This is a genomic window from Cobetia sp. Dlab-2-AX (assembly GCF_024124625.1).
Taxonomy (GTDB): Bacteria; Pseudomonadota; Gammaproteobacteria; order Pseudomonadales; family Halomonadaceae; genus Cobetia.
The window spans coordinates 573196-587249 of sequence record NZ_JAMXRV010000001.1 but is presented as its reverse complement, the minus strand read 5'-3'; the positions used below and the strand labels follow the sequence as shown (position 1 = coordinate 587249).

Genomic DNA, 14054 nt, shown 5'->3' with positions numbered 1-14054 from the left:
CTTATGGCCCGAATCAACTGCGCGCGAAGGGCACCAGACACCAGGTAGCGCTCAGCCCCAGCAGGCAGGCCAGCCCCAGTGCCGCCAGCGCCGGTGTCTGACTGAAGCTCAACAACCCAAAGGCTAGCAGGCTGGAGGCGCACGACAGCGAAATCGCCAGCAGGCTGGCCTGCGATGCACGGCTGGCGGTGTCTCCGATCCTGTCTTTTTCTGCGCTGCGCGCCGGATGCTCGGCACAGAAGATGCCCGCACTGCTTTTTTCTGCGCTGCGCGCCGGATGCTCGGCACAGAAGATGCCCGCACTGCTTTTTTCTGCGCTGCGCGCCGGATGCTCGGCACAGAAGATGCCCGCATCCAGGCCAATCCCCAGTACCAGCAATAGGCCCAGCAGGTGGAAGAGGTTGAGGCCGACGCCTGCCAGCGTCAGGGCTGCCAATGTCAGTACCAGTCCGCCCAGCGGTGGCAACAGCGCCCGCCAGGTACTGCGGCGATAGCGCAGCGCCAGCAGCAGGCTGATCAGGATTACTGCGCCGCCGACCAGCCAGGCCATCTCGCTGCGAATCCTGCCCAGCGTCGTCGAGAGCCTGGCGACCTGATCGACATACTCGAGGCTGTCGTCATTCGCGGCGAGGCGTGCAAGCGCTGCGCTGCCCTCGGCCGTGACATCGCCGAAGCGCACGATGCCGATGGCGGCGCTGCGCGAGTCGAGCCACAGTCGCTGGCCCATCTCACCGGCGGGCAGCGCGACCCAATCGGCCGGGCGCAGCGGGTGGGCGTCTGCGATGGCCTGCTCGGCACGTGTGACCAGCTCGGGCGGCAGGCCTGCGGTGCGCAGCACCTGGGGCAGCAGGGTGCGGGTACGTTCACGCATGGCGCCGAGGTTGGCCTGCTGCTGTACAAGTGTCGGCAGTTGCTGAGCGAGGCTCGCCCAGTGGCCCAGCTGCTGTTGAGCACTCAGTCGCTGGAAGGTGCTTTCTAGGGCATGCAGGCGCGTGAGCAGGGCGGCGTCGGTCTCGGCCTGCACGATCAGGTAGCGCAGGCCGTCCGGTTCGGCGAGCAGGCGCTGGACCTCGCGTTGCTCATTGATCAGCGACGCAGGTGAGGGATTGAGCTGAGTGAGACGGTCATCGCTGCGCAGTCCGAAGAGGCTGGCCAGCGCAACTAGCAGCAGCAGCGCCAGTGCCTGCCAGCTGCGCTTGCCGGGGATGGCGCGCGCCAGACGTCCTGCGGCGCGGGCGGCGGGGGAATCCACGCGGGTGGCCTGGGCCGGCAGTGGCAGTTGCGGCAGCCACAGGCGCACGCTCAGCCAGGCACCGATCAGGCCGAGCGCCGCGAACATGCCCATCTGACGCAAGCCGGGCATCGGGGTCAGGGTGATGGCCAGATAGGCGGCGAGACTGGAGCACAGCCCCAGCGTCAGGCCCGGCCACAGCGCGGCGAGCCCGCCACGGCCATGCGTCGCCAGACGGCGCATGCATTCCAGATGCAGCACATAATCGATGGAGATGCCGATCAGGCTGGCGCCGAAGGCCAGCGTCAGCACATGCAGGCTGCCGAAGGCCCACCAGGTCAGCGGCAGCGCGAACAGCACGCCGGTGGCCACCGGTACCAGCAGCAACGGCAGCCGCCGTGGGGTGCGGAACACCGCCCACAGCAACAGCAGCACGCCGATCAGCGAGCCGAGCCCGATGGTCGACATCTCCTGCTTGGCCTGCCGCGCGCCGTTGCTGGCATGGAAGACCAGCCCGGAGCGCAGCAGCCGGATGTCGGGATAGTCGGCCTTCACGCCATCCACGGCCTGCTCCAGCGCCTGCTGGTCACCCATTGCGTAGGCGCTGCCCGTCAGGGTGGCGCTGATCAGGCGATAGCCGTTGCCGGGTTGGTCACCGCCTGACGCCGGCGAGCGCAGCAACAGCTGGCCACCGGACAGCGACAGGTTGTCGGGCGTCAGCCAGCTCTGCCAGGCATTGGCCAGCCCGAAGGGATCACGGATCAGGTCACGCTGGCCGCCGGGCTGGAACAGTTGCCTGAGCGCGCGCGCCTGCCAGTCATCGTCACTCAGGCCGGCAAGCGACGGGGCGATCAGGGCCGGCTGGATCTCTGCCGGCAGGCGCAGGCTTTCGAGGCTCTTGCCGTCATCCAGCCTCGCGATGGGCGCGAGCGCCTGACGCAGCGCCTGGGCTGCAGCGTCACGCTGCTTGCGTGCGGCGGCGCTGGCGTCGCGACTGCCGACCAGAATCACCAGCCGGTTGGCGGTGTCATCCAGCGATTCGGCGCGCGACGCCAGCGGGCTGCGTTCCTGCTTCGGCAGCATGGCGGTGATGCGAGTGTCGATCGCCCCTCGCCATGGGCTCTGCGGGGCGAGTTTCGCGGCCAGCAGCAGGGCGCACAACAGTAGGGCGGCGGCCCACAGCCAGCGCCAGACGGCGCGATCCAGCCCCTTGCGCGGCTCATGACTGGGTGATGTCATCGCTCGCAGTGACCGTCGGCGGTGAGGGTCAGCTCAAGGCGATCACCGTCGCCGCTGGCGAGATTCACGTGTTCCAGCCAGCTGCCACCGTCGATCTCGAGGCGCTCGATGGCCTCGGCCAGCCGGGCATCGTTGGGCGTCAGGCTGGCCTGCCAGTCATCCGGCGTGCCCATCAACGTGAGGGAGAAGTGCTCCTCCAGCGCCTGCCAGTCGCCGTGGAAGAAGCTGATCAGCAGCTCCGCCATCGCCTGTTGGTCGGCCGGCAGCGGTTCGCCATTCGGGCCTTGGCTGGCATCGGGGCGCATCTCGAGACGGTCTTCAATCGGCGAAGTGGTTTCCCACACCAGGCCCTCAGGCGCGTTCGGGTCACCGATCAGACGGAAATGACCCCGGCTCTCGAGCTCTGCACCGACATCCTCGAGCCAGCGTGTCTGCTGGAAATCACCGCAGGCAGGCGCGGTGCGCGCCAGCTGTTGGGTCAGGGCACGGGTGTCGAATTCGGCGGCCTGGGCCAGCGAGGTCGCTCCGATCAGCAGGGCAGTGGCGACAATGGCAAGGCGTGACGTCATCGCGGCGTTCCTCGGGTATCGGAAGGGGGGTCAGGTGAATCGTTGGCGTGTATCAGTGTCTGTTCGGCCTGCCACTTCGCCAGCCGCTCGCTGAGCGCGGCGGGTGAGGCCAGCAGCATCTCGCCATCCTCCAACCCGACGGCGACCTGCACGCTGTAGCCACGGGTCAGGCGCTTGCCGCTCTCGACATCGCGGATCACGTAGTCGAGCTTGAGGCGGTTTTCCCACTCGCGCAGCCGCGCGGTGACGGTGATGCGCTGACCGAAGCGCGCCGGACCGGCATAGCGCAGGCGCAGGTCGATCACCGGCCAGGCGTAGCCCGACTCACGCATCTGCGGATAGTTGTAGTCGAGCATGTCGAGCAGCTTGCAGCGGGCGATCTCGAGATAGCGCACGTAATGGCCGTGCCAGGCGACTTCCATCATGTCGACGTCGTGGAAGGGCACTTCCATCTCTACCGTGGCGGTCGGCATCGGGGTATCTGTGGGCTGATTCATGGCTTGTCTCTCGTTCAATGCTGCCTCGCTCAAGGCTGTCCGCTCACTCATGCGTTGGCCTCGCCAGCGCTCAGGGTCCAATGGCGCTCACGGATGCGCGCGCACAGCAGGCGCAGGTCGGCTTCCAGAGCGCGATCTTCCTCGAGGGGCGCGATGTCTTCACGCAGCTCGCGGGTGAAGGCGGCCAGCCTGGGCGGCGTGGCAGCCTGGCCCGTGATGTCGGCGCGCTGCTCGCTGCCCTGCACGGCGGCGTGTAGGGTGGCGGCGGCGACCTGTTCCACTAATGTCAGCACGCGCAGCGCATCCCGCGCGGCGATGGTGCCCATGCTGACCTTGTCCTGATTGTGGCACTCGGTGGAACGCGAGAAGACGCTGGCGGGCATGGTCAGCTTGAGAGCTTCCGCCGTCCAGGCCGAGGCGCCGATCTGCACCGCCTTGTAGCCGTGATTGAGCGGCGCGCGCTCAGGCGTGGCACCGCTGAGGTTACTGGGCAGGCCACGGTTGTAGCGGCTATCGACCAGCAGGGCCAGCTGGCGGTCGAGCAGGTCGGCCAGGTTGGCGACCGCCGTCTTGAGGCTGTCCATCACCATCGCCACATGGCCGCCGTAGAAGTGGCCGCCGTGGAGAATCTTGCCCGCCTCGACATCGATCAGTGGATTGTCGTTGGCGCTGTTGAGCTCGGTCTCCAGGAAGCTGCGCCACCAGTGCAGGCTGTCCTCGACCACGCCGATGACGTGGGGCGCGCAGCGCGTCGAGTAGCGGTCCTGCAGGCGCGGCGAGTTGATCGGCGTGGCATCCACTTCCGGCGCCGCCGGGTGGGCCAGATCATCGCGCAGCCACTGGGCCACGCGGGCCTGGCCGGGATGCGGTTTGGCGGCGAACAGGTCGGCATCGAAGTGATAGGGGTTGCCCTCCAGCGCCTGCACGCTGAGCGCGGTGATGCGTGCGCTCAGGCGGCTGAGGTAGGTGGTGCGGCCGTAGGCCAGCGCGGCGAGGGCCGTCATCACGGCGGTGCCGTTCATCAGCGCCAGACCTTCCTTGGGGCGCAGCACATAGGGCGTCAGGCCGTGTGCCGCGAAGACCTCCGCCGTCGGGCGCAGCGCGTGGGGCTGGCCTGCGCCGGGGCGCACCCACACCTCACGCTCGCCACACAGCACGGCGACCACATAGGACAGCGGGGTGAGATCGCCGCTGGCGCCCACCGAGCCTTCCTCGGGAATGCGCGGCAGGATGTCGTGATTGAGCAGCCATACTAGGCGCTCCAGCAGCGCCATGCTGACCCCGGAGACACCCCGGCACAGCGAGACGAGGCGTACCATCACCACCGCGCGACTGCTGACCACATCCAGGTCCGCGCCCATGCCACAGCCGTGGAAGGTGTAGAGGTGGCGCGGCAGGGCTTCGAGGTCCTCTGCCCCCTGCACGGCTCGCGTCACGGAATCGCCGTAACCGGTGGTGACACCGTAGACCACGCCTTCCTCTTCCAGCAGGCGTTCCAGCAGGGCCGGGCCGGCCTCGATACGGGCGCGGAAGGCGGCATCCGAGGTCAGGCGCACCTCACGGCGGCCTTCGGCGACATCGATCAACTGCTCGAGGGTGATATCACTGCCGTCGAGAATCAGGGCGGAGGAAGAGGTGGCGGGCTGTGACATGACGAGGTACCTGGCGAAGTAGAGAAGCGTGACAAAGCGCTGAACGTGAAGGCCGAATAGGGTGCAGGCAGCGTAGCCGGGCGCGAGGCAGCGTTGTCGCAGGCCCGGCGCGGATCAGGCGCCCTGTTTCGGAGCCGACGAGCTGTCTGGATTCGACGTGCTGTCTGGCGCCTGATGCCAGAAATCGAAGAAGTTGAACCACTGCAGCGGATGGCGCTTCACGCGCGCTTCCAGATGACGGGCGTGGCGCTGCATGGCCTGCTGGATCCACGCCTCGCGACCGCTGCGCTTGACGGCGCGGCTGTCATCGAAGGGCGCGAAGTCGACCCGGAAACGCGGATTGGCCCCGCCCTGTTCGCGAATGCAGCTCAGGGTATAGACATGACAGCGCAACAGCGCGGCCAGCATGAAGGGCCCCTGCGGGAAGGGCGCGGGCTGATCGATGAAGTCACAGTGCAGCACGCGCGGTGAGGCCGCGGCACTGGCCGGCGACGCGGGTCGGCTGCCTTCTGCCATGTTGGCTTCGACCGAGTTGGCATCTGCCTTGCCATCGTCGGCGGTGGGCGGAATCGGCACGCGGTCGGCGGCGATGACCACGAAGCCGCCGCGATTGACGCGATCGCCCAGCGCCATGGCGGTGGCAGGCGTGATCTCGCTGACCTCGATCATCTGCGGCGGCTTGCGGCCGGTGGCCTGCTCCAGCAGTTGATTGAACTTCTCGGCATGGCGCGTGTGTACCAGCGCGCACAGGTCGATGTCGTGGCGCTCACCGATGGCATTGATCACATCCAGATTGCCGTGGTGGGCGACGAGGATGATGCCGCCCTCGCCCCGCAGCGCGGCGTCGCGCAGGTCTTCCGGGCCGGTGCCGGTCAGCGAGGACAGCGGGATCTCGCCGCTCCAGGCCGAGACCTTGTCCATGATCGCCTCACCGAACTGCATGAAGTGGGCAAAGCTTCTTGTCCACAGGCGCACGCCGCCAAGCTCTGGTTCAAGGCGCTTCAGGAAGTCGAAGGAGGCCCGGCGCGCCACCCCGCGCAGCAGGAAGTACCACACCAGCACCGGAAACAGCGCGATGCGAAACGGCCAGGCACCGAGGCGTCGACGAATCGTCACCATCAGGCGCATGCCAGTGGTAGAGCCGGTTTCCGACAGGCGTGCCCAATGGGTCATTCGTGTTTCCCCTTCGCGTCGTCAGGCTGCGAGGGGCGACTGACATGAGTGGATGTTGTCTTGCCATTGCGTCCCGACAGCGTGCGCCAGGCAAGTCTCGGCGAGCGCGGCAGCATGCCGAGAAACAGCCGCGCATGCATCGCGGTGATCAGCAGATTGTCGTGCCCGTGGCGGAAATGGCTGACGCCATCGGTGGGATAGCTCACGCGGACTGGCAGATTGGCGACCTCGCCACCGCCCCAGTACCAGCGCACCAGCACCTCGGTGTCGAAGGCCATGCGATCACCACAGTCATGCCGCGCCAGCAGCCGGTTGGTGGCGGCCAGCGGGTAGAGACGCACGCCACACATGGTGTCGCGGATGGCCAGTGACAGGGTATTGATCCACACCCAGATATGGGTCAGGTAGCGGCCATAGAAGCGGATGCGTGGCACGCTGGCATCGTACTCGGGATAGCCGATCTGCAGGCAGTCGGGGCGCCTGTGCATGGCGGTGAGGAAGGCCGGCAGGTCGCTGGTGTCATGCTGGCCGTCGGCGTCCACCTGCAGGACATGGGTGAAGCCGAGCTGCTCGGCGGCCTGCAGGCCACTGCGCATCGCGGCGCCCTTGCCGCCATTGCGCTCACGCCGCACCAGGTGATGACCCTCGGCTGCCAGCTGATCCAGCACCTCGGCGCAGGGCGCGCTGCAGCCATCATCCACCAGCACGATGGGCAGCCCGAGCGGCGCCAGACCCGCACACACGCCGGCGATGGTGGCGGGGTGGTCGTAGACCGGTATCACCACGCAGGCGCGCAGTGGCGACTCGCTGGCGGGGGGAGAGGGTGTGTGGCCGGTCATCGGCGCCTGGGGCTGGCTCATGACGCCTCCGGTGTGGGTGTCGTCTGGGGTGAACTAGGTAGCGAACTGAGTGGCGAACTGAGTGGCTTGTCATCGGTTTCAGCACCGTAGCGCAAGCGGCCGCTGGCATGCAGGCCTGCGCGGGATTCCAGTCGAAAGTCGATACGCAGCCCGTGGCTGTCGGCAATCAGTGTCGTGGCCAGCATGAAGCGCATGCCCGGCAGCAGCAGGTTGGAGAACTTGATGCGCTCGAGACGCTGGAAACGGCTTTCTTCCACGCCGACACCCGCCAGGCGCAGGCGACGGCCGAGATCGCGCGCCCACTTGAGCATCACCACGCCGGGGACCACAGGCTGTGCGGTGAAATGGCCCTCGAGATAGATCAGGCTGTCAGGCACCTCGGCTTCCAGCGTCAGCTGGTGCGGGCCGCTGGAGGTCTCGCCCAGCCAGCGTGGCAGACGTGTATCGTCGAGATCGGCAAACAGCCGTGCGACGGCGTCCTCCGTGAACTTGCCCTGGGCATTCAGCGGCAGGCGCGTGACGAAGCGCCAGTAGCGCGGCAGGGCGATGCGCTCGAAGCTCGGCATCAGCGCACGGCGCAGCCGCACGATCAGGGCGCGGCGGCTGGCGTGGTCCTGCGGCAGTGCGCTCTCCTCCATCACCACCACCGCGCCCAGGCGATGATCGCGAGTGGGCATCGGCAGGCAACGTACCTCCAGCACCTGCGCTTGCTCGCTGAGGCAGCGCTCCACCGCGCTCAACGAGACCCGCTTGCCGGCCAGCTTGACCAGCCGGTCACTGCGCCCCAGCAGCTGGAAACGTGGCGCTGCGTGCTGATCACCTTGCGACGGCGGCTTCGCCGTCACTGGCGCGGCGTTGTCGGCCTGCTGCCACCACTGGTCCGGCTCAGCCAGAAACGGCGAGCGCACCGCGAAGTCGGGCGAGAAGCGCAGCTCGACCTGGGGCAGCGGTGTCCAGTGGGGTGTCTCATGCTGGCGGCGATGCGCGATGCCGCCCGTTTCGGTGCTGCCGTAGATCTCGATCACCGGCGCCTGCAGGCAATTCTCGGCATGGCGGGCGGCCACGGCCGGCAGCGGAGCCCCCGAAGAGAACACTCGCAGCACCTGAGCCTGAACCTGAGTCTGAGCCTGGCCCGCCACGCGGCTCTCGTCACTGGCCTGGGGCAGGCGCGCCAGCTGGGCCGGCGAGCTGATCAGCTGGCAGCGATACCCGAGACCGGCCAGCTGTGCGATGGCAGCGACCAGCTGCTCGGGGTAATGACAGGCGTCACTCACGAAGGGCACGCCTTCGCTGAGCGGGCGCAGCAGCGAGACCAGCAGGCCGTAGATATGCTGATGGCTGACCTGGCTGAGGCTGACGATGTCTGTGCCTGTATCTGTGTCAGCGCCCGGCTCAGACGCTGCGTCAGCGTCCGAAGCGTCCGGTACCAGCGGCCACAGAGCGCGATGCACGGCCAGTTCGGCCTCGAGCTGAGCGAAGCGCTTGGCGATGCGCAGCGGTTCGCCGGTGGAGCCGGAGGTGCAGAGTTCCAGCGCGAGACGCGCGCCGTCAGGCGTGATCGCAGGGCGTGTGCCGGGCGCCGCGCCCGAGTCGAGCGGCTCGGGCGGCCAGCCAGCGGGGCTGGTCTCGGGCAGCTGGCCATCACTGCTCTCGGCCAGACGAGCCAGGGTTTGCGGGCGGTCGTCGCCGGGCAGCACGGCGAGCATGCCGCGCTCCCACAGCGCCAGCAGCTGCACGCAGGCGCCAAGCGCCGTGGGCTGGAACAGCACCCAGCGTGCGCCGGGCCGGCGGCCAGCATGTGCAGCGGGCAGGTTGTCCAGCCACTGATGCCAGGCATCGACGCGTGCCATCAGCTCGCCACGGCTCAACGCGCGCAGCGGCTGACCGGGGCTGGCCAACCAGCAGGCCGGCGCCTCGGGCGCGAGTCGGGCAAGCTGACGCCAGCTCTGACGTATGAGGGGGGTAGCGCGCTGGGCGGCGTCTTGCTCAGTGGCGCGACTGGCAGGCTGGCGGGCATCAGTCATGTGGGTCAGACAACTCTTCAGAAAGTCGGATTCATCGGGAACAGGGCGGTTGGCCGGCAACGGTCTGTGCGCTCAGTCATCGGCGCGGCGCAGGCGAAGGCGTACCAGCCACTCGCCGCAGAACAGCAGTCCCATCAGCACGTAGCTCAAAAGGCCGTTGTAGAGCGTCCAGGTCGCCAGGTCGGCATACAGCGCCGTGGCCGCGGCGACACTGGCATTGAAGACGAAGAAGCCGCACCACACGCGAGTGACCTTGCGGGTATAACGCACGCCGGCGGCGGGCAGATCAGGCTCCTTGAGACGCGCCAGGCGCTCGATCACCGGCATGCCGCGCCACAGGCTGGTGGCGAACACGCTGAGCATGGCCAGATTGACCAGCACCGGATAGGCGCGCAGCCCCAGCTCCGCTTCGCTCACCACACTGACGACGATCAGCAGTGCCCCCAGCGTCAGGCGCAGTAGCCACGGCAAGGGCAGGCGCTGGATCAGCAAGGCGCCCAGCGCGATCAGTGCCCATATCCAGGGCGAGACATGTTCGCTAGTCGCGTCGCCCGTCGGGGCTGTCGTCAGTCGCGAGAGCAGGGCGTAGACCAGCAGCGGCCAGCATATGGCCGCCACGACACCCAGCCCGCCAAGCAGCAGACTCGCCAGTGACGGGCGTCGTCCTCGAGCGGAGGACAATGACGTCATGCCTGGCGCTGCAACAGCTGCTCGACGGCGGTCACGATGTCATCGAGGGTGCGCACGCTCTTGAAGTCATTGGCGTCGATGCGGCGGCCGGTGAACTTCTTGAGCTCGACCACCAGATCCACCGCATCGATGCTGTCGATGTCGAGGTCTTCATAGAGGCGTGCCTCGGGATGGATGTCAGCGGCATCGATCTCGAACAGCTCGATCAGGGTGCGGCGCACATGGGCATGGATGTCCTCGCGGGAGAGGGCCGCTCGATCAGCGCTCACGACGGGTCTCCACCAGTTCACGCAGGGCATCGAGGCTGGCGAAATGCGCGCGGGTGTCCTCGGCTTCGGCGTCCAGGGTGATGCCGTACTGCTTCTGCAGCGCGAGGCCGAGTTCCAGGGCGTCAATCGAGTCCAGCCCCAGGCCGTCCACGAACAGCGGCTCATCGGCGACGATGTCGTCCGGGGTGATGTCCTCAAGCTCCAGGGTATCGATGATCAGTTGCTTGAGTTCCAGTTCCAGCGCTGGCGTATCACTCATGGAGGGTCCTCTCTGGCGTGTCAGGGTCGTTGAACGGTGAGACGTCGATCTCTCGATCGGCGATAGGGAAAAAGGTTCCGTCATGGCATGGCGGCGATCATGCGGGCACTGCGCTCTTCATGACAGCTTTCGCGGCCGAGAGGCCCGGGGCTGGCCTGTGCCATCCTGTGCCGCGTTGGCCTGCTGGAAGCTTTCCAGCTGCGTGGCGAAGGTGTCGGCAAGCTCACGTGTCAGTGTACGGGCGGCACGCGAGGGAGGCATCGGCGACGCGTCGGGAGCCTGGGTGACCTCGGGTGGCATGTCCGGCAGCACCTTGATGTTGAGCATCACCCGCCGGGCCGGGATGTGGTACCAGGGCTCGCCCTTGGTCAGCGTGCTGGGCTGGCAGTCGATCAGCACCGGTGTGATGTCACTGGGCGTACGCAGCGCGATGTTGGCGGCGCCGCGGCGGAATTTCAGCGCCCGCCCCGGCACGCTGCGGGTGCCCTCCGGAAACAGGATCAGGGCATTGCCCTTGGCAAGGCTCGCGCGTGCGGCGTCCAGCACGTCCTGCGGCTCGTTGTTGGTGATGTAGCCGGCGGCGCGAATCGGCCCGCGAGTGAAGAGGTTGCGCGCTAGCCGCCCCTTGACCACGCAGTCGGCGTGGGGAATCAGCGCGAGCAGGAAGACCACGTCGATCAGCGTCGGATGATTGGCCAGCACCAGTAGGCCCGGGCGTTGCAGACGCTCGCAGTCATGCAGGCGATAGTCGAGCACCCCCAGGGTGCGCATCAGGCCCACGAAACCGCGCATGGCGTGATGGATGATCCGGCGTGCGAGCCTCTGGCGCTTGTCGGGGCGATGTACTACCCATGCCAGCAGCGGCCATGTGCCACCCAGCAGCAGTCCACCCAGTCCGAAGATCAGGAAGCTCAAGGCGGTGGCGATACCTCGCCACAGGCGTCCGAGGGCAGACGACAGCACGCGCGACATCAGTCGGCCCGGGGGCTGGAGAAGGGAGTGGAGGAGGGCCTGGAGGAGGCCGTGTTCAGCTGCCACTGCTGGCGGCGACAGACAAGCGTCTCGGCCCCGGCCTGCTCAAGCCAGGTGATGACCTCAAGCGGCGTGGGGGCACTGCCGGACAGCGAGTCGGCCGGCGTGGCGCTCAGTGTCCAGGCGCTGTCATCGTCACTGCGGCGGCTCAGGCGCAGGGCCACGGCGCTGGCGCACGCCGGGTAGTCACCGTGGTGTAGAAAGGCCTCTGGCGCGGCGATATCGGAAAACAGCACGATGACCTCCTCGCGCTCGCTCAGATAGCCGAGAGCCTCGCTCATCAGCGCCTCGAATTCGTGGCCGCAGGCGGCGAGGGCTTCCAGCGGCTGGCGTGATTTGCCGGTGATCGAGTACATCCCCAGCACGGCATTGTGCACCGAGAGCGAGAAGCGCGCCGGTGACAGGGCTTCGTCGGACTGGGTGGCGGCATCCAGCAGGGCGAGAATCTTGCCGGTATCGCCATGGCGCGAGGCATGGATGATGGGCAGGTCGGCGTCAGGGTCGAGCGCGAACAATAGCTTGCAGCAGGCCTGGCCGACCGGGCTGAGTCGACGACGCTGCATGGCCGGGACTTGCTCGGCACGCGGGGAAGGGGTGATATCTACGCGGCTGTCGTGGGCGGTGCGGGTCGCACTCGCCTGCCAGGCTCGCCAGTCAGTCAGACGCATGAGGTTCTTGTCCGTGAACGCATCGTTGCCATATTGGGGCCTCAGTGTACCGCACGGGGGTTGGGCAGCCCAACCGGACTCAGGCGTGTTGGCACTGAGCAGGCGGCGTGGCTACGCGTGTCGTTGGCAGGATAGCAGCTTGCAGGGTGGCACAAGGCGCCTGACGTGAGGTGTCGGGGCGTGATGTCCTGCGGCGGGTCACCGCTGTGGCGGCGCTGGACAGCGGCGAAAGAGGGTGTAGGGTATCGCCGCACTGAGACTGGCGCCCGGGGCGTCATGGGGTAAAACGCTGAGGACGCACAATGATGACGGTCATCAACAGGTCGGTGGCATGAAGGCTGGCTCGCCGAAACGGCGGCGCAGGCGGGAGCGCGCAGGGCAGGCGACCCGAGCGCACTCGCAGGCGCTGGTTCGCCTTCTCTCGCTCTCGGAGTGGTTGCCGGTCATCCGGGTGCTCGGCCTGCTGCTGTGCGTGGTGGCCTTGATGATGCTGGCGCCCTTGCTGGTGCTGCTCAGTGAAGCGGATGCGGATGCCAGCGCCTTTCTGATCTCGCTGGGCATCACGCTCGGCTCGGCGGCCATCATGCTGACGGTATCGCGCAAGGTGGAGCTGCAGCTCAAGCCACGCGCGATGTTCGTGCTGACGACACTGAGCTGGGTGCTGGTGTCGGCCTACTCGAGCCTGCCGTTGATCTTCGGGGCGACCCACCTGGGCGTGACCGATGCCGTGTTCGAATCGGTGTCGGCGATCACCACCACCGGCTCGACCGTGCTGTCAGACATCGAAGGGCTCTCGGATGGCCTCAAGCTGTGGCGCGGCCTGATGCAGTGGGTCGGCGGCATCGGCATCATCGTGATGGCGATCGCGATCCTGCCGTTTCTGAAGGTCGGCGGCATGCGCCTGTTCCAAACCGAATCCTCGGACTGGTCAGACAAGGTGCTGCCGCGTGCCGGTGGCGTGGCCAAGGCCATCGGCCTGGTCTACGTCGGGCTGACGTTGCTGGCCATCGGCTGTTATTGGCTCGGCGGCATGCACTGGCTGGATGCGCTGGTACATGGCATGACGTCGCTGGCCACCGGTGGTTTCGCCAATTACGACAGCTCGATGGGCGTCTATTCCGACCGGCCCTATCTGCTGTGGATGGCGTCGACCTTCATGTTGCTGGGGGCGTTGCCCTTCGTGCTGTTCATCCGCGCCTGGCAGGATCAGGCCGGTGTCCTGTGGCGTGATGCCCAGGTGCGCGGCTTCCTGCGTCTGCTGGGGTGGGTGATCGCCTTGCTGACGCTGTATCGCGTCGTCAACGGCGAGGCCATCTTCACGGCGCTGACCCAGGTGACCTTCAATGTCATCTCGGTGGTGACGACCACCGGCTACGCCAGCGATGACTACAGTGCCTGGGGGCCCTTTGCGGTGGTGGCCTTCTTCTATCTGACCTTCGTCGGCGGCTGCAGCGGCTCGACCAGCGGTGGCATGAAGATCTTCCGTCTGCAGATCGGCCTGATCATGCTCGGCAACCATCTGCGCTCGCTGATCCATGCCAATGGCGTCTTCTCGCAGCGCTACAACGGTCGCGCGCTGCCCGATGAGGTGGTGCGCGCCGTGATCGCCTTCTCGTTCTTCTTCTTCATCACCATCGGTGGCCTGGCGCTGGCGCTGTCATTCATCGGGCTGGATCTGATCACCGCGGTGACCGGCGCCGCCACGGCCGTCACCAACGTCGGCCCGGGGCTGGGCGAGATCATCGGCCCGGCGGGCAACTTCTCGAGCCTGCCGGACAGCGCCAAGTGGTTGCTGTGCATCGGCATGCTGATGGGGCGTCTCGAGATATTGACCGTGTTGGTGCTGTTCTCGCCCAGCTTCTGGCGCAAGTAATACTGTCCAGTCCTACCC

13 protein-coding genes are annotated in these 14054 nt (G+C 67.1%); 1 reads left to right on the top strand and 12 read right to left on the bottom strand.

Going from position 1 to position 14054, the window contains the following annotated elements:
• Window positions 1-13: 13 nt before the first annotated feature.
• The 12 genes from NH396_RS02520 to NH396_RS02465 form a co-directional block, all read right to left on the bottom strand.
• Window positions 14-2470: a hypothetical protein gene (locus NH396_RS02520; protein WP_253061357.1), complete on the bottom strand. Its 2457-nt coding sequence runs from the start codon at window positions 2468-2470 to the stop codon at window positions 14-16.
• Window positions 2467-3039 carry an outer membrane lipoprotein carrier protein LolA gene (locus NH396_RS02515; RefSeq protein ID WP_253061355.1) on the bottom strand — a complete coding sequence of 191 codons (573 nt, stop codon included), beginning with the start codon at window positions 3037-3039 and terminating at the stop codon, window positions 2467-2469. The genes NH396_RS02520 and NH396_RS02515 overlap by 4 nt, the downstream gene beginning before the upstream one ends.
• A complete protein-coding gene (locus NH396_RS02510) occupies window positions 3036-3536 on the bottom strand; it encodes an acyl-CoA thioesterase (RefSeq protein ID WP_253061353.1) in 501 nt (166 codons plus the stop codon). The genes NH396_RS02515 and NH396_RS02510 overlap by 4 nt, the downstream gene beginning before the upstream one ends.
• A 47-nt stretch (window positions 3537-3583) precedes the next feature.
• Complete coding sequence (locus NH396_RS02505; protein ID WP_253061351.1) at window positions 3584-5188, bottom strand: aromatic amino acid ammonia-lyase; 1605 nt, start codon at window positions 5186-5188, stop codon at window positions 3584-3586.
• A 114-nt stretch (window positions 5189-5302) separates the two neighbouring features.
• A complete protein-coding gene (locus NH396_RS02500) occupies window positions 5303-6361 on the bottom strand; it encodes a glycosyl transferase (protein WP_253061349.1) in 1059 nt (352 codons plus the stop codon).
• Window positions 6358-7221 carry a glycosyltransferase family 2 protein gene (locus tag NH396_RS02495; protein ID WP_253061347.1) on the bottom strand — a complete coding sequence of 288 codons (864 nt, stop codon included), beginning with the start codon at window positions 7219-7221 and terminating at the stop codon, window positions 6358-6360. The genes NH396_RS02500 and NH396_RS02495 overlap by 4 nt, the downstream gene beginning before the upstream one ends.
• Window positions 7218-9245 carry an AMP-binding protein gene (locus tag NH396_RS02490; protein ID WP_253061345.1) on the bottom strand — a complete coding sequence of 676 codons (2028 nt, stop codon included), beginning with the start codon at window positions 9243-9245 and terminating at the stop codon, window positions 7218-7220. The genes NH396_RS02495 and NH396_RS02490 overlap by 4 nt, the downstream gene beginning before the upstream one ends.
• A gap of 72 nt (window positions 9246-9317) precedes the next feature.
• Window positions 9318-9935, bottom strand: a complete 618-nt coding sequence (locus NH396_RS02485; RefSeq protein WP_253061343.1) for a hypothetical protein — start codon at window positions 9933-9935, stop codon at window positions 9318-9320.
• Window positions 9932-10204 (bottom strand): acyl carrier protein, encoded by a 273-nt coding sequence (locus NH396_RS02480; protein ID WP_253061341.1) that lies wholly within the window; start codon window positions 10202-10204, stop codon window positions 9932-9934. Before NH396_RS02480 ends, NH396_RS02485 begins: the two co-directional genes overlap by 4 nt.
• On the bottom strand, window positions 10194-10463 hold the full coding sequence (locus NH396_RS02475) for a phosphopantetheine-binding protein (protein ID WP_253061339.1): 270 nt from the start codon (window positions 10461-10463) through the stop codon (window positions 10194-10196). The genes NH396_RS02480 and NH396_RS02475 overlap by 11 nt, the downstream gene beginning before the upstream one ends.
• A 117-nt stretch (window positions 10464-10580) precedes the next feature.
• A complete protein-coding gene (locus NH396_RS02470) occupies window positions 10581-11426 on the bottom strand; it encodes a lysophospholipid acyltransferase family protein (RefSeq protein ID WP_253061337.1) in 846 nt (281 codons plus the stop codon).
• 8 nt (window positions 11427-11434) lie between these two features.
• Entirely contained in the window at window positions 11435-12163 is a 729-nt protein-coding gene (locus tag NH396_RS02465) for a beta-ketoacyl synthase chain length factor (protein ID WP_253061335.1), read from the bottom strand.
• A 331-nt stretch (window positions 12164-12494) separates the two neighbouring features.
• On the opposite strand from NH396_RS02465, the gene NH396_RS02460 reads away from it, so the two are divergent.
• Window positions 12495-14036, top strand: coding sequence for a TrkH family potassium uptake protein (locus NH396_RS02460; protein WP_253061333.1), 1542 nt, complete (start codon window positions 12495-12497; stop codon window positions 14034-14036).
• Window positions 14037-14054: the final 18 nt, after the last annotated feature.

What these genes read in the sequence shown, in the direction of transcription:
- NH396_RS02465 (WP_253061335.1), bottom strand. Translation starts at nt 12,163, where the DNA reads ATGCGTCTGACTGACTGGCGAGCCTGGCAGGCGAGTGCGACCCGCACC.
- NH396_RS02475 (WP_253061339.1), bottom strand. Translation starts at nt 10,463, where the DNA reads ATGAGTGATACGCCAGCGCTGGAACTGGAACTCAAGCAACTGATCATC.
- NH396_RS02495 (WP_253061347.1), bottom strand. Translation starts at nt 7,221, where the DNA reads ATGAGCCAGCCCCAGGCGCCGATGACCGGCCACACACCCTCTCCCCCC.
- NH396_RS02500 (WP_253061349.1), bottom strand. Translation starts at nt 6,361, where the DNA reads ATGACCCATTGGGCACGCCTGTCGGAAACCGGCTCTACCACTGGCATG.
- NH396_RS02520 (WP_253061357.1), bottom strand. Translation starts at nt 2,470, where the DNA reads ATGACATCACCCAGTCATGAGCCGCGCAAGGGGCTGGATCGCGCCGTC.
- NH396_RS02490 (WP_253061345.1), bottom strand. Translation starts at nt 9,245, where the DNA reads ATGACTGATGCCCGCCAGCCTGCCAGTCGCGCCACTGAGCAAGACGCC.
- NH396_RS02460 (WP_253061333.1), top strand. Translation starts at nt 12,495, where the DNA reads ATGAAGGCTGGCTCGCCGAAACGGCGGCGCAGGCGGGAGCGCGCAGGG.
- NH396_RS02505 (WP_253061351.1), bottom strand. Translation starts at nt 5,188, where the DNA reads ATGTCACAGCCCGCCACCTCTTCCTCCGCCCTGATTCTCGACGGCAGT.
- NH396_RS02515 (WP_253061355.1), bottom strand. Translation starts at nt 3,039, where the DNA reads ATGACGTCACGCCTTGCCATTGTCGCCACTGCCCTGCTGATCGGAGCG.
- NH396_RS02485 (WP_253061343.1), bottom strand. Translation starts at nt 9,935, where the DNA reads ATGACGTCATTGTCCTCCGCTCGAGGACGACGCCCGTCACTGGCGAGT.
- NH396_RS02510 (WP_253061353.1), bottom strand. Translation starts at nt 3,536, where the DNA reads ATGAATCAGCCCACAGATACCCCGATGCCGACCGCCACGGTAGAGATG.